Origin of the sequence: Dactylosporangium sp. CA-139114, assembly GCF_050955725.1 — a bacterium.
In the GTDB taxonomy this organism is placed as follows: Bacteria; Actinomycetota; Actinomycetes; order Mycobacteriales; family Micromonosporaceae; genus Dactylosporangium.
In genome coordinates this window covers 8,189,073-8,211,610 of record NZ_CP192080.1, presented here as the reverse complement: position 1 = coordinate 8,211,610, position 22,538 = coordinate 8,189,073, and the positions used below count along the sequence as shown (strand labels likewise).

Annotated in this window: 24 protein-coding genes; 3 read left to right on the top strand and 21 right to left on the bottom strand. The window is 74.1% G+C overall.

The features are described 5' to 3' along the window. Positions 1-60 precede the first annotated feature (60 nt). Both ACQP2P_RS36635 and ACQP2P_RS36630 read right to left on the bottom strand, forming a co-directional pair. Positions 61-1,737 (bottom strand): hypothetical protein, encoded by a 1,677-nt coding sequence (locus tag ACQP2P_RS36635; RefSeq protein ID WP_433608839.1) that lies wholly within the window; start codon positions 1,735-1,737, stop codon positions 61-63. Positions 1,738-1,999: 262 nt separating this feature from the next. Then, positions 2,000-2,431, bottom strand: coding sequence for an SsgA family sporulation/cell division regulator (locus tag ACQP2P_RS36630; protein ID WP_344503366.1), 432 nt, complete (start codon positions 2,429-2,431; stop codon positions 2,000-2,002). A gap of 525 nt (positions 2,432-2,956) precedes the next feature. Here ACQP2P_RS36630 and ACQP2P_RS36625 point away from each other — a divergent pair. Both ACQP2P_RS36625 and ACQP2P_RS36620 read left to right on the top strand, forming a co-directional pair. Then, positions 2,957-3,379: a TIGR02611 family protein gene (locus ACQP2P_RS36625; RefSeq protein WP_433608836.1), complete on the top strand. Its 423-nt coding sequence runs from the start codon at positions 2,957-2,959 to the stop codon at positions 3,377-3,379. Between the two features lie 354 nt (positions 3,380-3,733). Further along, a complete protein-coding gene (locus tag ACQP2P_RS36620; protein ID WP_350617469.1) occupies positions 3,734-4,090 on the top strand; it encodes a histone-like nucleoid-structuring protein Lsr2 in 357 nt (118 codons plus the stop codon). Positions 4,091-4,581: 491 nt separating this feature from the next. On the opposite strand, the gene ACQP2P_RS36615 is transcribed toward ACQP2P_RS36620, so the two are convergent. The 10 genes from ACQP2P_RS36615 to ACQP2P_RS36570 all read right to left on the bottom strand — a co-directional run bounded on the left by ACQP2P_RS36615 (position 4,582) and on the right by ACQP2P_RS36570 (position 13,181). After that, complete coding sequence (locus tag ACQP2P_RS36615) at positions 4,582-5,004, bottom strand: Hsp20/alpha crystallin family protein (RefSeq protein ID WP_433608834.1); 423 nt, start codon at positions 5,002-5,004, stop codon at positions 4,582-4,584. A 108-nt stretch (positions 5,005-5,112) separates the two neighbouring features. Then, positions 5,113-5,685, bottom strand: coding sequence for a response regulator transcription factor (locus tag ACQP2P_RS36610; protein WP_433619414.1), 573 nt, complete (start codon positions 5,683-5,685; stop codon positions 5,113-5,115). A gap of 32 nt (positions 5,686-5,717) precedes the next feature. Continuing rightward, positions 5,718-6,809, bottom strand: a complete 1,092-nt coding sequence (locus ACQP2P_RS36605; RefSeq protein ID WP_433608832.1) for a sensor histidine kinase — start codon at positions 6,807-6,809, stop codon at positions 5,718-5,720. Between the two features lie 13 nt (positions 6,810-6,822). Then, on the bottom strand, positions 6,823-7,560 hold the full coding sequence (locus tag ACQP2P_RS36600) for an ABC transporter permease (RefSeq protein ID WP_433608830.1): 738 nt from the start codon (positions 7,558-7,560) through the stop codon (positions 6,823-6,825). Positions 7,561-7,562: 2 nt separating this feature from the next. Then, the gene (locus ACQP2P_RS36595) at positions 7,563-8,435 is read right to left on the bottom strand and encodes an ABC transporter ATP-binding protein (protein WP_433608828.1); all 873 of its coding nucleotides are present in this window, start codon (positions 8,433-8,435) and stop codon (positions 7,563-7,565) included. Between the two features lie 123 nt (positions 8,436-8,558). Further along, on the bottom strand, positions 8,559-9,119 hold the full coding sequence (locus tag ACQP2P_RS36590; RefSeq protein WP_433608826.1) for a TIGR03086 family metal-binding protein: 561 nt from the start codon (positions 9,117-9,119) through the stop codon (positions 8,559-8,561). Positions 9,120-9,122: 3 nt separating this feature from the next. After that, positions 9,123-11,228: a xanthine dehydrogenase family protein molybdopterin-binding subunit gene (locus ACQP2P_RS36585; protein WP_433608824.1), complete on the bottom strand. Its 2,106-nt coding sequence runs from the start codon at positions 11,226-11,228 to the stop codon at positions 9,123-9,125. After that, a complete protein-coding gene (locus ACQP2P_RS36580) occupies positions 11,225-12,196 on the bottom strand; it encodes an FAD binding domain-containing protein (protein ID WP_433608822.1) in 972 nt (323 codons plus the stop codon). The genes ACQP2P_RS36585 and ACQP2P_RS36580 overlap by 4 nt, the downstream gene beginning before the upstream one ends. After that, complete coding sequence (locus ACQP2P_RS36575; protein WP_433619412.1) at positions 12,193-12,642, bottom strand: (2Fe-2S)-binding protein; 450 nt, start codon at positions 12,640-12,642, stop codon at positions 12,193-12,195. The genes ACQP2P_RS36580 and ACQP2P_RS36575 overlap by 4 nt, the downstream gene beginning before the upstream one ends. 113 nt (positions 12,643-12,755) lie before the next feature. Next, the gene (locus ACQP2P_RS36570) at positions 12,756-13,181 is read right to left on the bottom strand and encodes a rhodanese-like domain-containing protein (protein WP_433608820.1); all 426 of its coding nucleotides are present in this window, start codon (positions 13,179-13,181) and stop codon (positions 12,756-12,758) included. Between the two features lie 72 nt (positions 13,182-13,253). Here ACQP2P_RS36570 and ACQP2P_RS36565 point away from each other — a divergent pair, with 72 nt between their 5' ends. Then, positions 13,254-14,315 (top strand): helix-turn-helix domain-containing protein, encoded by a 1,062-nt coding sequence (locus tag ACQP2P_RS36565; protein WP_433608818.1) that lies wholly within the window; start codon positions 13,254-13,256, stop codon positions 14,313-14,315. Here the strand turns inward: ACQP2P_RS36565 and ACQP2P_RS36560 are convergent. The 9 genes from ACQP2P_RS36560 to ACQP2P_RS36520 form a co-directional block, all read right to left on the bottom strand. Further along, entirely contained in the window at positions 14,236-14,865 is a 630-nt protein-coding gene (locus ACQP2P_RS36560; RefSeq protein ID WP_433608816.1) for a maleylpyruvate isomerase N-terminal domain-containing protein, read from the bottom strand. The two genes, ACQP2P_RS36565 and ACQP2P_RS36560, sit on opposite strands and share 80 nt — an antisense overlap. Beyond that, positions 14,862-15,779: an ABC transporter ATP-binding protein gene (locus ACQP2P_RS36555; RefSeq protein ID WP_433608814.1), complete on the bottom strand. Its 918-nt coding sequence runs from the start codon at positions 15,777-15,779 to the stop codon at positions 14,862-14,864. The genes ACQP2P_RS36560 and ACQP2P_RS36555 overlap by 4 nt, the downstream gene beginning before the upstream one ends. After that, positions 15,776-16,573, bottom strand: coding sequence for an ABC transporter permease (locus tag ACQP2P_RS36550; RefSeq protein ID WP_433608812.1), 798 nt, complete (start codon positions 16,571-16,573; stop codon positions 15,776-15,778). Before ACQP2P_RS36550 ends, ACQP2P_RS36555 begins: the two co-directional genes overlap by 4 nt. Then, positions 16,566-17,342: an ABC transporter permease gene (locus ACQP2P_RS36545; RefSeq protein ID WP_433608810.1), complete on the bottom strand. Its 777-nt coding sequence runs from the start codon at positions 17,340-17,342 to the stop codon at positions 16,566-16,568. Before ACQP2P_RS36545 ends, ACQP2P_RS36550 begins: the two co-directional genes overlap by 8 nt. A gap of 12 nt (positions 17,343-17,354) precedes the next feature. Next, entirely contained in the window at positions 17,355-18,401 is a 1,047-nt protein-coding gene (locus ACQP2P_RS36540) for a hypothetical protein (RefSeq protein WP_433608808.1), read from the bottom strand. Between the two features lie 64 nt (positions 18,402-18,465). Beyond that, positions 18,466-19,068 (bottom strand): hypothetical protein, encoded by a 603-nt coding sequence (locus ACQP2P_RS36535; protein WP_433608806.1) that lies wholly within the window; start codon positions 19,066-19,068, stop codon positions 18,466-18,468. A 26-nt stretch (positions 19,069-19,094) separates the two neighbouring features. Beyond that, entirely contained in the window at positions 19,095-19,574 is a 480-nt protein-coding gene (locus ACQP2P_RS36530) for a hypothetical protein (RefSeq protein WP_433608804.1), read from the bottom strand. Positions 19,575-19,689: 115 nt separating this feature from the next. Next, the gene (locus ACQP2P_RS36525; RefSeq protein ID WP_433608802.1) at positions 19,690-21,366 is read right to left on the bottom strand and encodes a protein kinase domain-containing protein; all 1,677 of its coding nucleotides are present in this window, start codon (positions 21,364-21,366) and stop codon (positions 19,690-19,692) included. 223 nt (positions 21,367-21,589) lie between these two features. After that, on the bottom strand, positions 21,590-21,991 hold the full coding sequence (locus ACQP2P_RS36520) for a hypothetical protein (protein ID WP_433608800.1): 402 nt from the start codon (positions 21,989-21,991) through the stop codon (positions 21,590-21,592). Between the last annotated feature and the right edge of the window lie 547 nt (positions 21,992-22,538).

The following is a 22,538-nucleotide window of genomic DNA, read 5'->3' as shown; positions in this document are numbered from 1 at the left end:
GGTGGCGACGCAACCGCTGGGGCCTGCTCCTGCTCGCCCCGGCCGTCGCCTCCCGTTCCCCTAGAGCCGCCCGATCTCGCGCGTCGGCTCGTCCTCGGGCCGGACGCGAGGCGCCAGCACCTCCTGCGTCACATCGTCCGGCGTCACGTCGTGTGGCGGCGCGGTGATCAGTGACGCCGGCACCTCCTGCGTCGCGTCGTCCTCCACGGGTGGAGGCGGATCGGCGGGCGCGGTGATCAGTGACGCCGGCACCTCCTGCGTCGCGTCGTCCTCCACGGGCGGAGGCGGATCGGCGGGCGGGGCCCCGAGCGGCACCGCGAACGGCGCGTCCGGGTTGCGCGCCGGCGCCTCCGGTGCGGGCGCCCACGCCGCGGCCGGGGCGGGTTCGGGGTCGTCGGCGGGCTCCGGGAGGGCGGCGGCCTCGCGCTGCTCGGGGTCCAGCCGCTGGGCGAGCACCAGCCGGTCGACCGCCGCGCACAGCAGGCAGATCAGCACCACGTCGGCGACGATCTCGTTGAGCGGGTTCAGCATCCGGTCCAGCAACAGCCACGTCTGCTCGTCGCGCGGGCCGACGATCCAGCGCTCGAGGTCCCACAGCCACGCCTCCAGGCCGCCGAGCCGGTGCCCGTCCACGACCAGCGGCGAGACCGCCACGAAGAGGAGGCAGAACAGCAGCAGCGGCCGGGTGCTGCCGCGGGCGAGCAGCCGCAGGCCGACCAGCAGCGGGCCGAAGCGGTCGTTGAGCTCGCCGCGGACCTGGCTCCTCGCCCACTGCCGCACGAAGCCGACCCGGCCGGCGTGGCGCTCCCCGTGATCGCGGGCGAGGTCGGCGAGGCGGTGGCCGTAGACGACCGCGCCGACGGTGAGCCACGCGACCGGGGCGAGCACGACCGTCTGCGCGTTGGCCAGCAGCAGCCCGGCGACGACGAACACGGCGCCCGCGGCGATCGCGAACGGGTTGCCGATCTCGCCGAGCCCGCCGGTGACGTCGTCGCGCACCGCGCCGAGCCAGGCGGCGGCGCGCAGGCCGCCGAACCAGTCGCCGGCGAGCCCGGGGAGCGCGGCGAGCGGGATGAACACGAGCATCAGCCAGACCGACTCGAGGTAGGTGGCGAGCAGGCCCAGCCAGTGCGGGCCCCGCGGCGGGGCGCCCGCCTCGCGCGGCCTGCGCAGCCGGCCCAGGCCCCAGCACGCGGCGAACGCGACGGCGACGACCGCGAGGACGGCCGGGGAGAGGCCCAGGTCCAGCCGCTGGGCGTCGGTGAGCGGCATCGGGCCGCCCTCGAGCACGGCGGCGAAGCGGGCCTGGTGGTAGTCGTCCCAGACCGCGGACCGGTAGCGCTCGATGGTGTCGTCGAGGTACCCCTGCGCCGACCACACGGCCAGGAAGGGCAGCAGCACGCTGCCGAAGTGGTCGAGGATGCCCCGGTGCCAGGTGCCGGCGCGGTCGTGGGCGGCGCGGGCGAACGGCAGCGAGCCGCGCACGACGCGCATCATGAGCACGTAGGTCATGAGCACCAGCAGCGGCACGACCATGAGCAGCAGCGCGCCGGCGAGCGGGTGCCAGGAGCTCGCGACGACGGCCAGGCGCGTGGCGCCCCACCGTGCGGCGAAGCCGGCCGCGGCGACCGCCAGCAGCGTGGGGAAGTGGCGGCCGAGCAGGCGCAGGGCGGTGCCGGCGAAGGACCCGACGCCGGCCGGTCCGCGCCTGGACGCACCCAGCAGGCCCCCCGTCACGCTCGGAGGCTATCCCGGTGCGGGCGCCCGGCTCAACGCGCCGGGCGCCACGCTGGCCCCGGTCCCGGCATCTGGCGGAGTGCCGGAGGTGGAGGGCATCGCGTGGCGCCCGGTTTCGCTCGTGTTCGGGTGTACCGCGGGTGGCAGGTGAGGGCCGGCGGGTACTGGTCGGCGCGGATTCTCCGGCGGGCGGGTGGTGCCGCGTGGTGGCCGCGGCACGTGGTCCGCGGCCGGCCGGTGAGGGGCGCGCCGTCGAGCTGGTTCAGCGACCGGCGAGGAGCCGGCTCACCGCGTTGTCGACATCGAGGTGGTCGGTCTCGTGCCCGCGCGGCACCACGCTGTACGTGCGCCGCAGGAACCGCACCAGCACACTGCGCGGCACCTCGAAGAGGGCGTTGCCGTCGGGCGAGGACAGCGCCAGCGCGACGAAGTCGCCACGCGGCCCGTTCCACGGCCAGACGCGCACGTCGCCGATGCCCGCGGGCTCGTCGAGCCCGGTGAACAGCAGCTCCCGTGCGAAGGACCAGCTGACCGGCTCGCCGCCCGCGGACTCCGCGTGGAAGAGCACGTGGACCGCGTACGGGTCGTTCGGGTCATAGCGCAGGCTGGCTCGCACCGGCAGCGCGGTCGCGTCGGGCGCGACGAGTCGTAGGGATGTCTCGACCTCGACGGTCGATGGTCGGATAGCGCTCATGTCGTACTCCCCCCGGCACCGCTCGCGGAGCATGCCGTGCCCCGCCTCTCCTATGTTGAGGCGATTCCCAGTGTTACGCGCAGTGATTCTACGATCTCACTCTGTAGTGTTTCTGGGCCCGATTTGCCGTCAACCGAACATCCTGCGTGCGATGTCTGGTTTTCTGGGCGCGGTCGGGGTCCTTGACGTGACGTGTGGGCCGTACGTCAATTCATTCCGGTAACGTCCTGTGGCGCATGGGAGTGACGGCTCTTTGCGTGATGGGAACGAGAATTGCGCGGCAGTGAGGTGGACGGGTCGGGCGTTACGCCTGATTCCGGACCTCTGCCGGCTCGCGAGGGTGACTTTCGGCGTGTCGTGGCCGTGGTTGTGCCGGCCGCATGGATGCGGACTTCGCTGATTCTCGTCCCGTATGTGGTGGCTGTGCGTAATTAGTCCGATTTGCCGGGCACCGCGCTCCCGGGTCGTCGGGGCGTCGACCGTTGCCGAGGCGTCGACCGTTGCCGGGGCGTGGATCATGGAACGGTGCCCGACCAGCCACGCGACACCGTCACCGCGCCCGACCGGCCCGTCCTCGCGCCCGGGCGGGCGCGAGTCCACCGGGTGCGCGCTGCCTACCTGCGCATGCGAGCGCGGGCGTACGCCACCCCACTCGGCCGCCTCGGCGTGAAGATCGCCGTCGCGGTCGTCGGCACCCTGGTCATCGCGGTCGGCGTCGTGCTCCTGCCGCTGCCCGGTCCGGGCTGGGTCGTCATCCTGGCGGGCCTGGCGCTGCTCGCGATGGAGTTCGCCTGGGCCCGGCGGCTGCTCGGCTTCACCCGTGCCCAGTTGTTGCGCTGGACCCGCCTGGTGCGCGAGGGCTCGTGGCTGGTGCGGATCGCCTCGGTCGGCGGGCTGCTCCTTGTGGTCGGTGGCGCGTTGCTGCTGTCGCTGCGGATACTCGCCTGACTCCACGACTGCGATGTTGTGCGGCTCTCGGGTGAGTTCCCGCCATCCGGCCGGGGTGGCCGTTGACGCGATCGGGGCACGCCGATCACACCTATTCGCCGCGTCGTCTTTACCGATCGTGTGCGTTTCGTGTTGTATGCGTTTCGTGACATGCCGATTTCGGTGCCGAGCGGACGAAAGAGCTAGTGTGGAGGTAATCTCGCCCGAGTCATGGGCGTAGCATGTCGCCAAGTAATGTGTTTGTGTCCGAATGATACGGCCGGTGCGCTCGGTGCCGAGCCCCGGATCGGTTCGGTCCGCATAGTTGTGCACAACGGTTCTCTACACCTGGGTACGACCGAGGAAAGGCCACTCATGGCAAAACGCGTCATCCACGAGCTGATCGACGACATCGACGGCAAGCCCGCCGCCGAGAGCATCGTCTTCGCGCTCGACGGCGTGCAGTACGAGATCGACCTGTCCGCCGGCAACGCGGCCAAGCTGCGCGACGCGGTGGCTCCCTTCGTCGCCGCCGCGACGAAGATCGGCCGCGGCGGTGTCGTGGCGACGTCACGCGGCCGGGAGGCCCGGGGCCGCAGCGTGACCCGCGGGGATCGCGACCAGAACCGCGCGATCCGCGAGTGGGCGCAGGCCAAGGGCATCGACGTGTCCGACCGGGGCCGCATCAAGCAGGACATCGTCGACCGCTACCACGCCGAAGCGGGCCGCTGACCGCACGCCCGCGGGCGTGCCGTGATCGAAGCGGACGGGCCGGGTGCACGAATCGTGCACCCGGCCCGTTTCGCATTCCTGAGGCCATACGGTCGTTCGGGCAGCCGCTTTCCCCATTCGGCGCCCGCACGCCGGGCGGATTCGCGAAGACCCCGTCGCATTGCCGAGCGATCCGGTCGCCTTTGCCGCCGGGGCCGGTCCCGTTTGCCGCCGGGGCCGGCCGCCGCAATTGCGCGGACCGCCCGTCGCGACGGCGGCACCCTCGCCGCCACCCTTTGCCGCCGGGCCCGTCCCACCCGTCGGACGGCTCGCCGCCGCCTCCGGGGCATTTCGCCACCGGGCAAATGCGCCGGATGATCACCGCGAGCGCATCGGGAATGACCGGCTGTGGCGATGTCGATCGATTCCGAATCGCCCTGGAAACGCGACGGCCGCGGCCCCCTCGGGCAACCGCGGCCGTCGGCGCCCGTCAGCGCGGGGGCCGGCATTCTTTACTGCGCGGTGGCGAGTTCGCGCTGCGTCGTGCCGATCTCGATTCGGCGCGGCTTGGCGCGCTCGGTCACCGGGATGCGCAGGGTGAGCACGCCGGCGTCGTAGCTCGCCTCGAGCCGCTCGGTGTCGAGGCTGTCGCCCAGGACCAGGCGCCGGGTCACGGTGCCGGTCGGGCGCTCGGTGATGACGCGGCGCACGCCCTCGCGCTCGGTGCGGGTCCGCTCCGCGCGGACGGTGAGCACGTTGCGGTCGACGGTGGCGTCGATGCTCGCCGGGTCGATGCCGGGCAGGTCGATCTCGACGAAGAAGGTGTCCCCGTCGCGGTACGCGTCCAGCGCGGCGGTGGCGCCGCCGCGAACCGGCGAGCCGAAGAAGTGGTCGAACGCGTCAACATTCCGAAACGGTGCGGTGCGCAGCAACATGATGCGAGTCCCTCCAAGGTTGAGCCCGTGTCGCTCAAGTCTTACAACCTCGGGGGTGCCCACCGTCTTCCATGCCCGAACGTGACCTGAGTCACCTAGACTCAACTTTCAGAGCCACCCGCGGGCCTGCGCCACGCCCGCCGCCTCGATCCGGTTCCGCGTCCCCGTCTTGGTGATCGCCGCCGACAGGTAGTTGCGCACCGTGCTCTCCGACAGGTGCAGACGTTTGGCGATGTCCGCGACCGTCGAGCCGTCCGCCGCCTCGCGCAGCACGTCGCGCTCCCGCTCGGTCAGCGGGTCCGGCCCCGCCGCCAGCGCGGCCGCGGCCAGCTCCGGGTCGACCACCCGCTCGCCGGCGAGCACCCGCCGCACGGCCGCGGCCAGGGACTCCACCGGCCCGTCCTTCACCAGGAAGCCGCTGGCGCCCGCCTCCATGGCCCGCCGCAGATACCCGGGCCGCCCGAACGTCGTCAGGATCAGCACCCGGCACCCGGGCAGCCGCCGGCGCAACTGCGCGGTCGCGCTGATCCCGTCCCCGCCCGGCATCTCGATGTCGAGCAGCGCCACGTCGGGCCGGGTCCGCAGGGCCGTCGGCACCACCGCGTCGCCGCTACTGACCTGGGCGACCACCTCCAGGTCGGGCTCCAGGCCGAGCAGCAGCGCCAGGGCGCCCCGCATCATGCCCTGGTCCTCGGCCAGGAGCACCCGAATCGTCACAGCGGCAGCCTCGCAGTCAGCATGAATCCACCCTCGGGCCGGGGGGCCGTCTCCAGCGCCCCGCCCGCGCCGCGCAGCCGCTCCCCGAGGCCGCGCAGGCCGTTGCCGGGCTCCGGTGCCGGGGCGTGCGGGGCGAAGTCGCCGTCGTCGCTCACCCGCAGGACCGCCGCCCCGTCGGTCATCGTCACCGAGATGTCGCACCGGCCCGCGCCGCTGTGCCGGATGACGTTCGTCACCGCCTCCCGCGCCACCCACGCGAGCAGCCGGTCGGCGGCGTCCGGCAGCGGGTCGGCGGTGCGCAGCACCTCGGCGGCGATGCCGGCCGCGGTCAGGGCGCCCTTCGCGCGGGCGAGCTCGGCGGTGAGGCCGGTCTCGCGGTAGCCGGTGACCGCCTCCCGGATCTCGACCAGCGCCCGGCGCCCGACCTGCTCGATGTCGGCCGCCTGGGCCGCCGCCGCGGCCGGGTCGCGCTCGGCGATGCGCCGCACGACCTCCGCCTTCACGACGATCACGGACAGGGTGTGGCCGAGCAGGTCGTGCAGGTCGCGGGAGAAGCGCAGCCGCTCCTCGGCGACGGCGGCCTCGGCCAGCGCCTCCCGGGTGTGCTGCAGCTCCCGCACGAGCCGCATCATCTGCCGCACCGCCCCGACGAGCAGCGACGACAGGATCGTGCCGACGATGACGCTGCCGGTCTGCCACCAGCCGGCGCCGACCGCGAGCCCGATGCCGATCTGCGCGCCGAGCGCGCCGGCGAGCACCCACACGGCGCCGACCGGCCGCTCGCCGCCGGCGTACACCGCGACGCCGCACACCGACACGAAGAGCAGCAGCACGATCCAGTGCGAGCCGTAGGCGAGCGCGAGCCCGGCCCCGAGCGCCGCCACCAGCCCGAAGAGGACGTGGTGGCGGCGGGTGACGCCCGGCGAGTCGAAGCCGAGGGCGGCGGTGAAGACGTACAGCAGCTCGAACGCGACCAGCGCGGCGACCGCGGCCGGGCCCGTGGCGTTGGCCAGCGGATCGACGAGCGGAAACGTCCACACCGCGACCCAGATCATCCCGCCGATCGTGGGGCGGTTCCCGCGCCTCATGCCGCCCACCCTTTCACAGCACCGCGATGTTGCGGACCGAGCGGCGGTAGCCGAAGGCCGCCAGCCCGGTGAACACGACCAGCCACACGAGCAGGGTCACCACGTCGCCGAGGCTCGGCGCCCCGCCGAACGCGACCCGCCACGACATGTCCGCGTACGCGTGGGTGGGCAGCAGCCGCCCGATCGACGCGACCCAGGACGGCATGACGGACAGCGGCAGCCACAGCCCGCCCAGGATGGACAGCCCGAGGTACACCAGCAGGTTGAGCGGCTGCGCGGTCTGACTGGTGGCCAGGTAGCCCAGCCCCAGCCCGAGCAGCGCGAACGGCAGCGCCCCGGCCCACAGCAGGGGCAGGATCGCCAGCCACTGCCGGACGTCCAGCCGCACCCCGTTGATGAGCACCGCGGCCAGGCACAGCGCGAGCACCGGCGGCAGCCCGGCGGCCATCGCGACCAGCCCCTTGCTCAGCACCACCTTGACCGGCGGCAGCGGGGTCAGCCGCAGCTGCCGCAGCCAGCCGACGGAGCGGTCGATCACGAGCCCGGAGGCGTAGTTGAGCAGGCCGCCGACCGCGCCGTACCCGGCCATCGACACCATCGTGTAGACGGCGGCGACGCTCTTGTCCTGCCCGGTGAGCGTGGTGATGTTCGTGAACAGCACGTAGCTCAGCAGGGGCATGAGCACGGTGAAGATGAGCAGCCCGGGGGTGCGGGCCAGGCGGCGCAGCTCGAGGCGGACGTAGGGCAGCATGATCAGGCCTCCGGTCGGGTCAGGGCGAGGTAGGCCTCCTCGAGCCCGGCGCCGACGACCTCGAGGTCGCGCAGCAGGCCCGCGCAGGCGAGGGCGAGGACGGTGGCGTCGGCGTCGGTGCTGGTCAGCACCGTGCGTCCGGCCCGCTCGGCGACCGCCACGACGCCGGGCAGCGCGGCATAGTCGGCATCGAGACTGGCCACACTCACCGTGCGCACCGACACGCGCCGCTTCACGTCGGCGGCGGTGCCGTCGGCGATCACCCGCCCCCGGTCGAGCACCACGATGCGGTCGGCGTTGTCGTCGGCCTCCTCGAGGTAGTGCGTCGAGAACAGCACCGTGCGGCCCTGGCCGGCGTAGGCGCGCATCGCCGACCAGAAGTCGCGGCGGGCCTCCACGTCCAGCGCGGCGGTCGGCTCGTCGAGCACGAGCAGGTCGGGGCGGCCGACGAGCGCCATCGCGAAGCGCAGCCGCTGGGCCTGGCCGCCGGAGAGCCGCTCGGCCGTCCGCCCGGCCAGCCCGGTCAGGCCGGCGAGCTCGAGCGCCTCGGCGATCGGCATCGGGTGGGGGTACACGTCATGCAGAAACCGCAGCAGGTCGCCGACGGTGGAGCGGGGGAGCAGCCCGCCGGCCTGGGGCATCGCGCCGACGAGCCCGGCGGCGGCCGCGGCCGACGGCTCCCGGCCGAACAGCCGCACCGTGCCCGTCCTCGGCGGCAGCAGCCCGAGCAGCATGAGCAGCGTGGTGGACTTGCCGGCCCCGTTGGGGCCGAGGACGGCGACGACCTCGCCGGTCCGCACCGACAGCGTCACGTCCTCGACGGCCCGCACGCCGCCGTAGGCGTAGGAGAGGTTGCGCAGATCGACCGCGTTCATGGCATTGACGCTAGGGTCGCGGCCGGCCGCCGGGCAGATTCGTCCGTCGCGGCCAGGCGGTGACAAATGTCCTGTCGCGCGATCCCCGAGACCGTCGCGGTCACCGCCACCGAGGTCGAGGCGTCAGCGCGGTACGCGCCCGAGGCGTAGCAGGATCCGGTCCATCGTGGACGCTCCCGCCGGCACGGGAAGCGGGGCCGCGAACGCCTTCGTCGCGTCGGGCACGCCCTCGGCGATCGGCCACGTCGTCTCCAGCACGTCCTCGGGCAGCTCCCACGGCCGGCCGAGCGTCGTGGCCACGTCCCAGCCGTGCACCACGTAGTCGATGGCGTGCGCGCCGATGCCCCGCCGGACCGGGATCGGCACCGGCGCGAGCTCCGCGAAGTGTGCGTCGCGGTCCAGGTCCGCGGCGGCGAACGCGGCGATCACCTCGTCGGCCGCGGCCGCGTAGCCGGCGGCCGGGTCGGCCCCGAGCGGTCGCGGCGCCCAGCGCTCGAGCGGCCACGACTCCCCGCGCGCGGCGGCGGCGAAGCCGAGGTGCTGGACGGTCATGTGCGCGAGCAGGTCGGCGAGGGTCCAGCCGGCGCACGGGGTGGGCAGGGTCAGGTCGAGCGGGCCGTCGAGCAGCTTGACGCTTGCGCGCACGGCGGTCGCGTCCGCGGCGCGGTAGTCGGGAATGGCCATGCCTCATCCTGGCACGGCCGGCAGCAGCAGGGCGGGCGTGATGGGCAGCGATCGGCAGCGCACGCCGGTGGCGTGGTACACCGCGTTGGCCACGGCCGCCGCCGCGCCCACGATCCCGAGCTCGCCGAGGCCCTTCGAGCCCATCGGGTTCAGGTGCGGGTCCGTCTCGGGCACGAACGTCACGTCGATGCGCGGGATGTCGGCGTTGACGGCGACGTGGTACGCCGCCAGGTCCGCCGTCACGAACGCGCCCGAGCGCGCGTCGAGCACCGTCTGCTCCATCAGGGCCATCGACACGCCCATCGTCATCCCGCCGATGAGCTGCGAGCGGGCCGTGGTCGGGTTCACGACGCGGCCGCCCGCGAACACGCCGAGCATCCGGTCCAGCCGCACCTCCCCGGTCTCGGGGTCCACGCGCACCGCGCAGAACTGCGCGCCGAAGGCGTGGCGGGCGTACTCCTCCCGGCCGGCGATGTCCTCGGTGGTGTCCGCGGTCACCGCGACCCCCTCGGGCGGGACCTCGCCGCCGTGCACCCGGTCGATCCGCTCGCGCAGCAGCCGGCACGCCTTCGTCACCGCCCAGCCCCACGACGACGTGCCCATCGAGCCGCCCGCGACGGTCGCGTAGCCGATCGCGCTGTCGCCGACCCGGATCTCTATGCAGATCTCGTCGCAGCCGAGCGCGTCCGCGGCGATCTGGCGCAGCACCGTGCGGGCCCCGGTGCCGATGTCGGCCGCGTTGACCGCGACCTCGAAGTGGTCGTCGGCGGTCGCCCGCGCCGTCGCCGTCGACGGCCAGGTGAGCGCCGGGAACGACGCCGCCGCGACCCCGGTGCCGAGCAGCCAGCGGCCCTCGCGCAGCGCCGCCGGGCGGGGGTCGCGATCGGCCCAGCCGAAGCGGCTCGCCCCCTCGCGCAGGCACTCCACGAGGTGCCGGCTGGAGAACGGCCGCCCCTCGGCGTCCCGGTCGGTGTCGTTGGCGATGCGCAGCCGCACCGGGTCCCAGCCGCCGGCCACCGCCAGCTCGTCGATCGCCGACTCCAGCGCAAACGCGCCCGGGCACTCGCCGGGCGCCCGCATCCAGGTCGGCGGCGGCACGTCCAGCGCCACGACGCGGTGGGTGGTGGTCAGGTTCGGCGGCGCGTAGTGCACGCGGCTGACCACCGCGCACTGCTCCGCGTACTCCGTCAGGCGCGAGGTCTGGCTGATGGAGTCGTGCCCGATCGCCAGCAGCCGCCCGTCGCTGCCGGCGCCGAGGCGAATGCGCTGGATGGTCGGGGTGCGGTAGCCGCCCAGCGCGAACACCATCGAGCGCGGCAGGGCCAGCTTGACCGGGCGGCCGACACACCGGGCGGCCAGCGCGGCGAGGACCGTGTTCGGCCGCGTCGAGCCCTTGGAGCCGAAGCCGCCACCCACGTGCTCGTTGTGCACCCGCACGCGCTGCGGCGCGAGCCCGAACAGCGCGGCCAGGGTCTCGCCGACCGTCGAGGACGCCTGGGTCGCGTCGAACACTTCGAGCCGCCCGCGCTCCCAGAACGCGGTGGTCGCGTGCGGCTCCATCGCCACGTGGTGCTCGGTCGGGGTGCGGTAGGTGGCGTCGACCCGCACCGCCGCGGCCGCGAAGCCGGCCTCGAAGTCGCCGCGGTCCAGCCGGCCCCGGTAACCGGCGTTGACGATCTCGGGCTCGTAGAGGCCGGGGTGGTCGGCGCGCAGCACGGCGTCGGGCGGGGACACGTCGGCGCGGACCGTCACGGCCTCGGCGCCCTCGCGGGCCCGCTCCGGCGTCGTGGCCACGACGAGGGCGACGATCTGGCCGTAGTACGACACCTCGGGCGACTGCAGCACCAGCAGGTTGGGGTCGTCGCCGGGCTCGAGGCGGGGCGCGTTCGCGTGCCAGACGACCGCGAGCACCCCGTCGAGGGCGAGCGCCGCCTCGGCCTCCACGGCGGTGATCCGGCCGCGGGCGAAGCCGGCCGCCACGGGCCAGGCGTGGCAGGTGCCCGGCATCGGGTGGTCGGCGGCGTAGCGCGCGTGCCCCGTCACCTTCTCCCGCGCATCGAGCCGTGGCTCCGCGCGTCCGATGTGGACGGTCGTCTCGAGGAGGGTCACGGCGTCAACTCCCGCAGCAGCTCGACGGTCAGGTTGCGCAGGAGCGGGATCTTGTACGCGTTGTCGCGCAACGGTTTCGCGAAGGCCAGCTCCTCCTCGGCGGCCCGGGCGAAGTGCTCGGGCGTGGCCGGCCCGTGGCGCAGCGCCCGCTCCGCGGCCCAGGCCCGCCACGGCAGGTGCGCGACCCCGCCCCAGGCCAGCCGCACGTCGTGCACGATGCCGTCGCGCACGTCGAGCGCGGCCGCGACCGAGCCGGCCGCGAAGGCGAAGCTCGCACGGTCGCGGACCTTGCGGTAGCGGGAGCGGGCGGCGATGGGGCATTCGGGCAGGACGACCGCGGTGATCAGCGACCCCGGGGGCAGGTTGGTGTCCAGGTCCGGGCGGTCGCCGGGCCGGCGGAACAGATCGTGCACGCTGATCGCGGCCGGGCCGTGGGGCCCGAGATAGTGCACCGACGCGTCCACCATGGACAGTGCCACCGCCAGGTCGGACGGGTTCGTCGCGACGCACTGCGGCGAGGCGCCCAGGATCGCCAGATCGTGATGCTCCCCGTCGCGGGCGTCGCAGCCGCTGCCCGGCGAGCGCTTGTTGCACGCCTTCGTGACGTCCTGGAAGTACCGGCAGCGAGTGCGCTGCAGCAGGTTGCCGCCGACGGTCGCCCGGTTGCGCAGCTGCCCCGACGCCCCGGCCAGGATCGCCTCGGACACCACCGGGTAGTCGCGGCGGATCGTGTCGTCGCGGGCGAGCCCGGTGTTGGACACCAGCGCCCCGATGCGCACCCCGTCGCGCGTCTCGATGCCGTGGTAGGGCAGGCCCGTGATGTCCACGAGCAGCTCCGGGGACGTGACGCCGAGCTTCATGAGGTCGACGAGGTTCGTGCCCCCGGCCAGGAACACCGCGCCCGGCCGGTGCATGGTGGCGACGGCCCCGTGCCCGTCGCCGGGTCGTTCGTACTCGAATGGCCTCATACCGCCACCGCCGCCTCGTAGACGGCCGCGGCGATGTGCGTGTAGGCCCCGCACCGGCAGATGTTGCCGCTCATCGCCTCCCGGATCGCGGCCGGCGACTCGGTCTCCTCCGGCGTGAGCCCGACCGCGGAGCAGATCTGCCCCGGCGTGCAGAACCCGCACTGCAGTGCGTCGTGCGCGATGAACGCCTCCTGGAGCGGGTGCAGCCCCCGCCCCGCGCTGAGCCCCTCGACGGTCGTGACGGCGGCGCCGTCCACCGAGCACGCGAGCACCAGGCAGCTGACCACCCGCCGCCCGTCGAGCAGCACCGTGCACGCCCCGCACTGCCCGTGGTCGCAGCCCTTCTTCGCCCCGGTGAGCTCGAGCTGCTCGCGCAGCGTGTCGAGCAGCGTGGCGCGATTGTCGAGCCGCAGCTGGTGTTCGCGCCCGTTGACGTGCAGCGTCACGTCGCTTTCGGTTTCAGTCCCGCTCACGCCGCAGCCGCTACCCGCCCTGCCCGGAACCATGCTTGCGGTCCCGGGGTGGTTCCCCGCGTATGACCGGGGCGTCCCGCGTGCGCTCAGCAGTCGCAGGAGACGGCCCGGTGCGGGGCGGTCAGGCCGTCGGCCGGCCGCTGCCGCGGGCCCCGGCTCGTCTCGAACGCGAGCCCCTCGCGCACCCAGTACTCGAACCCGCCGATCATCTCCCGCACCCGGTATCCGAGCTGGGCGAACTCGAGGGCGGCCCGGGTGGCGCCGTTGCAGCCCGGCCCCCAGCAGTAGGTGACGACCTCCCGGCCGGGGTCGACGAGGTGGCGCGCCCGGGCGGCGATGTCGGCGGTGGGCAGGTGCACGGCCCCCGGGATGTGCCCCTGGGCCCAGGCCTGGTCGCCGCGGGAGTCGACCACCACGAGGTTCCCGTCGCCGGCCGCCAGTGCCGAGTGCACGTCGCTGACATCGGTCTCGAACCGCAGCCGCCGGGCGAAGTGCTCAATCGCTTCACGCATACGGACGATCCTCCGGTCGCGGTCCGGCCCCACACCAGTGGCGAAAACGCCGCTGCTGGCTAAGATCTCGCCATGCGTGCCGCAGTCCCGAGCCCCGCCGGCGAGTCGGTCGCGGTGCTGGCCTTCGCCGGGATGTCCCTGTTCGAGACCGGCATCGTGACCGAGATCTTCGGCCTCCCGCGCCCCGAGCTGGACATCCCCTGGTATCGCCTGACGATCTGCGCCCCGGCGCGCACCCGGCCGGCGCCCCCCATCCCCGTCGTGGGCGGCGCGACCCTGCACCCGCCGGCGGGCCTGGACCTGCTCGCGTCGGCCGGCACCGTGATCGTCCCCGGCGTCGAGTCCGTGCACGCCGACCCGCCGCCGGAGGTCCTCGAGGCCCTGCGCGAGGCCCGCGCCCGCGGCGCCCGCATCCTGTCCATCTGCTCGGGCGCGTTCGCGCTGGCCGCCGCGGGTCTGCTCGACGGCCGCCGCGCCACGACCCACTGGCGCTACGCGGACGTCTTCCGCGCCCGGTTCCCGCACCTCGACCTGGACCCGGACGTGCTCTACATCGCCGAGGGCGACGTGTGGACCAGCGCCGGCAGCGCCGCCGGGCTCGACCTGTGCCTGCACGTGGTGCGCACCGACCACGGGGCGGCGGTCGCGAACGCGGTGGCCCGGCGCCTGGTCGTGCCGCCCCACCGCGACGGCGGCCAGGCCCAGTTCATCGAGGCCCCGGTGCCGGCCGAGGCGGACGACGACCGGATCGCGGCGAGCCTGGCGTGGGCGCTGGCGCACCTGCGCTCGCCGCTGACCCTCGCCGAGCTGGCGCGGCAGGCGCACATGTCACCGCGCACCTACCTGCGGCACTTCACGCGCGCCACCGGCACGAGCCCGATCCGGTGGCTGCTGCGTCAGCGCATCCAGGCGAGCCTGCCGCTGCTGGAGACCACCGACGCGCCGATCGAGCAGGTGGCGGCGGCCGTGGGCTTCGACGCCGCGGTGACGTTCCGCCACCACTTCACCAACGTGATGCGCACGTCGCCGTCCGCGTATCGGCAGGCCTTCCGGACTACCGCTGCGCCGGCGGGCGGCCGTCCCACCGCCACGACGTCCGTGCCGCCCGGCCGGGCAGTTCGGCCCGCCCGGTAGCCCACAACAGGACCAGCCACGGGTCGTCGCGCTCGGGCACCTCCACGAAGAGGCGGTCGAGCACCCCGCGGCACAGGTCGGCCGGCGGCGTCCACGCGCGGTTCACGCTGTCGGCGACGTCCCAGGCGTGCACGAGCACCTCGACCACGCCCATCGCGGCGAAGCCCTCCGGGTCGCTCACGCCGTAGGGGTGGTAGCCGCGGCGCGAGGCGGGCGCGGCATCCACCACGGCCGCGAGCATCGCGCCGCAGGCCGACAGTGAGCGCAGCAGGCCCAGCGTCCCGCTCTTGGCCTCGACGAAGATGGTGTTCGCCGGGCCGCCCTCGCGCAGCGGGCGCCACGCGAACGGCACGTAGGTGTCCTCGGGGGAGTCGGGCACGGCGATCTGGCCCGCGTAGGCGAACAGGTCGTCGGCCATGTGCTCCATGGTCTCCCAGCACGTCCACGACAGCGTGCCCGCCGGCCGGTCCCAGCCGTCGTCGGGCACGTCGGCGAAGGCGGTCCGGACGAGGGAGACAGCGCGCAGGACGTCAGCACCAGCCAGGGTCACGGGCTTGACGCTAGCAAATAGAGCTGCCGCACCACGCCCTCGATGTCGGGCTCCTCGATCGTGAGGTCGTGCACCTGGGCCGTGGCCGCCACCGAGGCCAGGATCGCGGCCACCGTCGTCGTGCCGGGCGCGAACGACAGCCGCTGCCGCAGCCCGCCGGCCTCCACGCCGACCAGCCGCGCCCCGGGCACCGCGTCCAGCGGCGGGGCCGGCTCGGCGAGGTCGAGCACGAGGATGCGCTCGGCGCCGACCTGCCGGGCCAGCGCGTCCAGGGGGCCGTCGAAGGCGAGCCGGCCGTGGTCGACGACGAGCAGGCGGTCGGTCAGCCGGCGCACGTCGCCCATGTCGTGCGTGGCCAGCAGCAGCGTGGTGCCGAGCTCGCGCTGCTCCACGAGGAAGGTGCGCAGCCGCTCCTTGCTCAGCACGTCGAGCCCGATCGTCGGCTCGTCGAGGATGAGCAGCTCCGGGGAGTGCAGCAGGGCGGCCGCCACCTCGCCGCGGATGCGCTGGCCGAGGGAGAGCTGACGCACCGGCGTGTCCAGGAAGGGCGCGAGGTCGAGCCGCTCGCTGAGCTCGGCCAGGCGCGGACGGTGCTCGAGGCGGTGGATGGCGCCCAGCGCGCGGTACGAGTCGCGCAGCGGCAGGTCCCACCACAGCTGGCTGCGCTGGCCGAAGACGACGCCGATGCGCCGGGCCAGGCGTCGCCGCTGCCGCATCGGCTCCAGGCCGCAGGTGCGCACCGAGCCGGCGGTGGGCCGCAGGATGCCGGTGAGCATCTTGATGGTCGTGGACTTCCCGGCGCCGTTGGCCCCGATGTAGCCGACCGCCGCGCCCGCCTCGATGCCGAACGAGAGCCCGTCGACGGCGGCCACCTTGCCGAAGTGCCGCCGCAGCCCGTCCACCTCGATGATCATGATCCCGCTCCCGTGTAGTGGCGCAGCCCGGACCGCCAGCCGAGCAGCGCGACGGCCCACACCGCCGCCGCGGCGAGCGGGGCGCACCAGCCGATCCACAGTGGAAACCCCGGCGGTGGCGGCAGCCGCAGCAGGGTCAGCGCCGGCAGGTAGGCCACGAACGCCGTCGGCACCACGAACGTGAACAGCACCCGCACCGGATCCGGGTAGATCGTGGCCGGGAACTGCGACGCGTACTGTCCACCGTAGACGAACGACGAGGTGATGTCGGCCCCGTCGACGAGCCAGAACTGCACCGCGGCCGCGGCCGTGAACAGCGCGGCGAAGACGGCCGCCCCGCTGAGCACGGTGAGCGCGACGAGGGCCACGTTCGCCGCCGTCCACCGCACGTCGAGCCGGGCCAGGACCAGCGCCGCGACGACCGCCCCGGCCGCGGTCCGCCCGAGCCGGCGCAGCGACAGCTCGGCGCTGATGAGCTGCGGCAGGACCGGCAGCGGGCGCAGCAGGAACGCGTCGAGCGTGCCGGCGCGCAGGTAGGTCGGCAGCACGTCGAGGTGGCCGAAGCACAGGTCGGCGAGGCTCATCGAGATGTGCCCGAGGGCGAAGACGAGCAGCGCCGCCGGCAGCGTCAGGCCGCCGAGCGCGGGGACGTTGGCGAAGACGACGTACATCTCGCCCAGCCCGCTGACGGTCGCGCCCACGCTCGCGAACAGCTCGATGGCGAACGAACCGCGGTAGACCGTCTGGGCGCGCACGTGCATGCGCGCCAGGGTGAGATAGGGCCGCTCAGCCACCCTGGACCACCAGCTTGCGCGCCCCGAGCGCGAAGACGAGGCGCCCGAGGACGAGCAGACCGGCGAGCCAGAGAGCCTGCGTCAGTACCGTGGCCGCCCCGGCTTTGCCCGTGAGCACGTCGATCGGCGCCTGCAGCAGCGAGGGGAACGGCGTCGCCGAGGCCAGCACGGCGAGCCAGTGCGGGAACCAGCGGACCGGCACCACGAGTCCACACAGGACGTTGGACAGCACCAGGTACAGCGTCATCGGCCCGCGCAGGTCCAGCAGCCAGAACGCGCTCAGGTTGACCAGCCATCGGCACGCGAACGCCAGCGCGCTCGCGATCGCCACGCTGAGCGCGCCGAGGACGTAGGGCCCCGGGACGTGCGGCAGCGCCAGCCCGGTCACGAGCGCGCCGACGAGCAGCGGCGGGATGCCCCGGGGCAGCAGCGAGAACGCGGCCCGGCCGAGGTCGGCGGCGAGGAAGGACAGCATCGGGTCGGCGGGGCGGGCGAGGTCCACCGCGATGTCCCCGGAGCGGATGCGCTGCGCCAGCTCGCCCCAGCCGAAGAGGCCGACGGGCCCGGCGAGCGCCTGGCCGAGCCACACGTACGTCGCCGTGGCCGTCCGGTCGTAGCCGCCGAGCGTCCCGCCCGCGGTGGTGACGACGGCGAGCATCACGGCCGAGCGGATCAGGCCGAACACGCAGTTGGTGAACGCGGCCCCGAAGGCCGCGGTGCGGTATGCGGACCAGCGCCGGATCCCGAGCACGAAGAGGGTCGCGTACACCGCCGGATTCTGTCAGCTCGCCAGGCGCAGATCGACCGGATTCGGGCCCGTGTCCCGCCAGTGGCGCAGCATCGGGGTGACGGTCCAGCCGAGCTCCCACTCGCGGAAGGCGGCCTCGGCGCACCGGGCGGCCCAGTCGCGCGCGGCGCGGGGGAGGGGCCGCCCGTCGCCGAGCAGCTCGTCGCGCAGCGCGAACAGCACGGCCGCGGCGTGCTCGAACGCGGGGACCTCGCGCTCGCGGTCGCCGAGGCCGGCCATCCAGTCGAGGTCCCGGCCCGCGCAGACCGGGCAGTCGCAGGACCACAGCCGCGGGTCGGGACGGGTCCGCTTGGCGCGCTGGATCGCGCTGATCCGGCGGTACGACATCGTGGGCCGGAAGATCGTCGACGGCGGGCGCACCCCGTCGGCCTCGCGGGGCGCGAGGTGGCGCAGCGCGGCGACGGTGCCGACGGCCGCCGCGACCGCCCCGTGGCACAGCGCGCCGAGCGAGGACAGGTCGCAGCGCAGCAGCAGGACGGGCACCCCGCAGCCGAGGACCGCCAGCAGCCCGGGCACGCACCCGTCGAGCGCGAACGGGTCGGCCCGCGCCTCCAGCACCAGGGCGACCGGCACCGCGGCGGCGCGCAGGTGGCCGGTGAGGACGCTCAGGTGGAGCCGGTCGCGCAGCCAGGCCGGGTGCAGCGGCAGCACGGCGACGGCGCCGGGGATCGCCATCGTGCGGCGCAGGATGCCGGCGAGGCCGCGCTCGTCGCCGGCGTCGACGTATCCGGAGTCGGTGAGCACCGGCAGGCCCAGCTCGCGCTGGCGACGCAGCCAGCGCGGGTTGAACGGGGCGCTGGCCGGCAGCCGGTCCGGACCCGCGTACCGGGCCGCGTCGAGCAGCAGCGGGGCGCCGAAGCGGGCGCGTCCGCGCAGGTAGGCCGCGGTCTCGAGCAGGCCGCGCTCGTCGCCCTGGTGCGGCGCGACCACGAGCCCGCCGTGCGGCCGGTCGGCGATCGGGGCGCAGCGCAGGGCCTGGTTCGTCGTGCAGTACACGAGCAGGCTCCGCGCGTCGAGCATGGCCGATCATCCCCGTCACGGTTGGTACATAGATCGTAACCAATCGTGGGGGATTCACGAACATTCATCTGCCGCAGTCGACCTCGATGACCGTCGTGGCGCTCGCGGTGCTCGGCTTCGACACGGCGACGCGCACCTGGTGCCCGCCCTGGGACTGACCGACCGTGGCCCGTGTCGTCTCGCTGAAGGTGGTGCCCGAGGCCGTCCGGCGCACGGGGGACGTTTCGTTGATCGTGTACTGCACCTGCAGCCCCGGCTCGCTCAGCGTCATGCGCACGGTGAGCTTGGTGACGAGCGTGCCGCGGCAGGTGGTGAACCGGTCCGGGTCGGCGGTCACCGTGACCGTGAGCACCCGCGGCCCGGCCGGGCTCGTCGGCGCGGCCGAGGCCGGCCGGGTCTTCGTGGCCGACGGCCGCGCCGACGCCGTCGTGCGCAGTGCGGTCGCGGCCGGCCCGATCGTCGCCGGGTCCTCGGGCACGACCGGCTGCGGCGTGTCCCGCACCGCCGCCGGTGGGCGCGGACGATCCCCGTCGCCGGTGGTCAGCGCCACCAGCGCGACCCCGACCACGAGCACGGCCGCGAGCCCGCCGCCGGCCAGCAGCGCGACGGCACGCCGCGACAGGCCCTCCGGTGGGGGCGCCGGAAAGCCGCCAGGGCTCCCCGCCAACCCCTCTTCCGCTGAGCCGGGTTCGGTCATCGCGGTCCCGGGAGCGAGGGCTTCGGCGGCTTGTGGGTCGGCTTGCCCTCGGGCTTCGTGGTCTGCGTCGCCGGCTTGGTGGTCTTGGTGGCGCCCGGGTTGCCCGGGTTGGCCGACGTCGCGGGCTTGCCGCCGGGGATGTCGTCGTTCTTCAGCTGCGGCCACGACTGGGTCGGCTGGGCGGCGTCATCGACCGGCACCGGTGCGGCGGAGGACGACACGCTCGCCACCGAGGACTCCGGGTTGGCCGCGGCGGGCGTGGCGTCCGGCCCGCTGCTGGTGCTCAGCGCCGCGACGACGAGCCCGATGATCAGCACGAGGGCCGCGCCGCCGCTCGCCACGAGGATCTTGGTCTTGCGATCCATCGGACCGTCGGCCTGGTCCTCCTCGGGCCGCGGTGGCAGCTTGATCTCGCCCGTGTACTCCCCGTAGATGAACCTGGGCAGCCCGTCGCGCGTGGCGTCGTCGTCGGTCATGCGACCACCTTCCGGCAGATGACGGTCAACGTGCTGCGGTCGTAAACCTAGACGCACATCGTGGTGTGTTGCGTTGTCGCCCGGCGCAACATCCTAGACGAACGCGAGCGGTGCTCTAGGGCTTGGTGCAGGCGTTGGTGAAGGTCAGCGAGTCCGTCGTGGTGCCCGGGCTGGTCACGCTCAGGGTCATCGGGAACGAGTACTTCCGGCTGCTGTCGACCCGTACGCGATAGGTCTCGGTGTAGGTCCCGTCGACCGCGGTGACCGTCTTGGCGGCCCTGCCCGTGGTCGCGAACGTCACCTTCGTGCCGGGCTGATTCGTGGTGATCGTCACGGTCACCTGGACGTCGAGCCCGTTGCCGGAGCAGGGCCCGCTGTACGTCACCGGGTTGAGCCCGATCTTCGCCGACGTGACCGTGGGGGGCTTCGGCGAGCTCGTCGTGGGGCGGGTCGTCTTCGGTGCCCGGGTCGTGGTCGGCGGCTGCGACGATGGGGACGGCTCGACGCTCGGCGAGGGGGGATCGTCGGACGGTGACGGGGAGGGCTCGGTGTTCACCAGGGCCGCGTCGGTGGCGGAGCTCGTCTGGGCGGCGGCCTGGTTCGCGCTCGTGGGGCTGCCGCCGTCGAGGAAGAACGCGACGGCGATGAGGAACGCGAGCACGCCGGCGCCGATGAGCGCGGCTACCTTGAGCTCGGAGCGGATGCCCGGCGGTGCGGGGCGCTCGTGCTTCGTCGCTTGGGCGGCCTCGGCGGATGCCGGTGCCGCGGGCGCGGCTTCGGGCGGCAGGGTGGCTTCGGTGAGCGCGGCGGTGACGAGGGGCTGCTCCTGCGTGACGTCCGCGCCGTCGCGCCCGCTCGCCGAGGCTGCGGGGCCGTTCGGGCTTGCGGTGGTTTCGGGGGCTTCGTCTGGTGCGCCGGATTCGCCGGGTGTGGTGGTGTTGTCCGCGGGCTCGGGCTCGGTCGGTGTGCCGCTGAGGGCCATGGCGATCGTGGTCGCGGCGGGGCCCGCTCCGACGGCGCCGGCCGTGCCGGGCTCGGTCGCGGGGGCCGAGGTGTCCGTCCGGTCGGGTGTTGCCGGGCCTTCGGGGAGTACAACGGCCGGATGCCCGGCCACGACGGACAGCGCCGCGCGCACGGCCTCGAGCGACGGCCGGGCCCGGGGGTCCTCGTGCATGAGGGCGGCGACGATCTCGGGCGCGGCGTCGGGGGAGGCGAGCGCCAGGGTCGCCCCGAGCGAGTAGAGATCGGCCTCGGGGCCGCCCTCGCCGGTCTGGCGGCGCTCGGGTGCGACGAACGCGGGGTCGCTCAGCGGGAGGTGTCCGTCGAGCATGGCGGCAACGGCGAAGTCGGTGAGCAGGGCGGTCCCGTCCGCCGGGAGCAGCACGTTGGCCGGCTTGACGTCACCGTGCGTGATGCCCGCGGCGTGCGCGGCCGCGAGGGCGTCGAGCAGCACCAGGCCGAGCCGCGCACCCTCGGCCGCCGGCAGCGGGCCCTCGGTGCTGACGCGCTCGCCGAGGGAGCGGCCCTCGACGAGATCCATCACGATCCACGGCCCGTCATCGGTGACGACGACCTCGTGGACCCGCACGATCGCGGGGTGCTCGACGCGCCCGGCGGCCCGCGCCTCGCGGTTCACCCGGTCGCGTTCCGCGGTCGTCATGAGCTCCGGCAGCCGTACTTCCTTGATCGCCACCATGAGCTGCCGCCGCAGGTCACGGGCGCGCCACACGATGCCCATGCCGCCCGCGCCGATCGCGTAGTCCAGCCGGTACCGGTCCGCCAGCGTTTTCAAGATCAGATCCCGCCCAGTTGCCGTGAAAGGGACATCTCAGCATGCCCGCGCCCGCCGTGCAGGTCGGGCAATCGGTTGGTTCACTCTGTCGTATAGGTGCCTATGAGTCGAACCTCTTCGATGTCAAGTCTGCCCTGCGACTGCCTGAGCACCACGTCATCGATCCGTCGTTCATCCCGCAGGCGCACGACCGTCGCCCGTTTGTGGGCCAGGAGTTGCAGCTTCAGCGTCGTGTACTGTTCGTGTTCGATCCGCTCCACACGGTCGTGCTTCTCGTCGCCCGCGAGATGCTGCTCGTACTCCTTCCGCAACCGCGAGACCGCCAGCTCCTCGGCGGCGCGTCCAGCGCCTCCCGGACCGCCGTGGACTGGGCCGGCAGCAGCTCCTGCCGCCCGCCGCCGTCCTCGGGCCAGCGCGCCCAGCGTACGACGGCCGGCGCGCGGAGCCCGAACAGCAGGGTGAGCACGACGACGCCCGACGTGACGAAGACGATGAGGTCAGGTTCGGCCACCGCGGAGGGTACCGCGAGCGCGGGGGCCGGCGACACCGCGCCCCGGAACCCCGCGAACGCGGTGACGAGCCGCGCCCGGTCGCCGACCCGCCGGAGTCGCCGCTGCGTGAGCACCGCGTGAAGGAGGCCGGCCCTGGGCGCGCTCGAAGTCGTGGTGGCGCTGCGACCGTGCTCGCTTTGCGGCTCGTCGCCGATGTGCTCGCTTCGCGGCAGGTTCGCCGGGCGGCCCATGCTCTGACGCGCCGGCGCCGATTCGTCCGTTCGCTCACCCGCGTTGCTGGCGCCACGCCGTCTGCTCGGCCGGCGCCTGGCGGCGTGCGGCGGTGTGCGGCCGCTCGGGGCGCGCAACCTCGCCCGGCGGTCGGCGGCCCGCTCGGCCGCGTGCGTGGCGGTTGCGGCGGCCCCGGACGCCGCAGTCCGGTCGTGCCGGGGGCGTGCGGAGGTGCGCGGTCCACAACGGGCGCGGTGATACGGCGACCCCTTCCGCAGGCGTGCGGTGGGGCGGTCCGCTGCGCGAGTGGCATCGCGTGGGGCTCAGGGTGCGTGAGTGTGGCGGTTCGACCCTTCCGCAAGCGTGCGGTGACGCGACCGCTGCGCGTGGCATCGCGTCGGCCTCAAGGCGCCGCGCGTGTGGCGGTCGCGGCGGCACCGGAGGCCGTGG

What these genes read in the sequence shown, in the direction of transcription:
- ACQP2P_RS36620 (WP_350617469.1), top strand. Translation starts at nt 3,734, where the DNA reads ATGGCAAAACGCGTCATCCACGAGCTGATCGACGACATCGACGGCAAG.
- ACQP2P_RS36595 (WP_433608828.1), bottom strand. Translation starts at nt 8,435, where the DNA reads ATGAACGCGGTCGATCTGCGCAACCTCTCCTACGCCTACGGCGGCGTG.
- ACQP2P_RS36615 (WP_433608834.1), bottom strand. Translation starts at nt 5,004, where the DNA reads ATGTTGCTGCGCACCGCACCGTTTCGGAATGTTGACGCGTTCGACCAC.
- ACQP2P_RS36565 (WP_433608818.1), top strand. Translation starts at nt 13,254, where the DNA reads ATGCGTGCCGCAGTCCCGAGCCCCGCCGGCGAGTCGGTCGCGGTGCTG.
- ACQP2P_RS36600 (WP_433608830.1), bottom strand. Translation starts at nt 7,560, where the DNA reads ATGCTGCCCTACGTCCGCCTCGAGCTGCGCCGCCTGGCCCGCACCCCC.
- ACQP2P_RS36590 (WP_433608826.1), bottom strand. Translation starts at nt 9,119, where the DNA reads ATGGCCATTCCCGACTACCGCGCCGCGGACGCGACCGCCGTGCGCGCA.
- ACQP2P_RS36540 (WP_433608808.1), bottom strand. Translation starts at nt 18,401, where the DNA reads ATGCTCGACGCGCGGAGCCTGCTCGTGTACTGCACGACGAACCAGGCC.
- ACQP2P_RS36610 (WP_433619414.1), bottom strand. Translation starts at nt 5,685, where the DNA reads ATGATGCGGGGCGCCCTGGCGCTGCTGCTCGGCCTGGAGCCCGACCTG.
- ACQP2P_RS36630 (WP_344503366.1), bottom strand. Translation starts at nt 2,431, where the DNA reads ATGAGCGCTATCCGACCATCGACCGTCGAGGTCGAGACATCCCTACGA.
- ACQP2P_RS36530 (WP_433608804.1), bottom strand. Translation starts at nt 19,574, where the DNA reads ATGACCGACGACGACGCCACGCGCGACGGGCTGCCCAGGTTCATCTAC.
- ACQP2P_RS36580 (WP_433608822.1), bottom strand. Translation starts at nt 12,196, where the DNA reads ATGAGGCCATTCGAGTACGAACGACCCGGCGACGGGCACGGGGCCGTC.
- ACQP2P_RS36570 (WP_433608820.1), bottom strand. Translation starts at nt 13,181, where the DNA reads ATGCGTGAAGCGATTGAGCACTTCGCCCGGCGGCTGCGGTTCGAGACC.
- ACQP2P_RS36605 (WP_433608832.1), bottom strand. Translation starts at nt 6,809, where the DNA reads ATGAGGCGCGGGAACCGCCCCACGATCGGCGGGATGATCTGGGTCGCG.
- ACQP2P_RS36555 (WP_433608814.1), bottom strand. Translation starts at nt 15,779, where the DNA reads ATGATCATCGAGGTGGACGGGCTGCGGCGGCACTTCGGCAAGGTGGCC.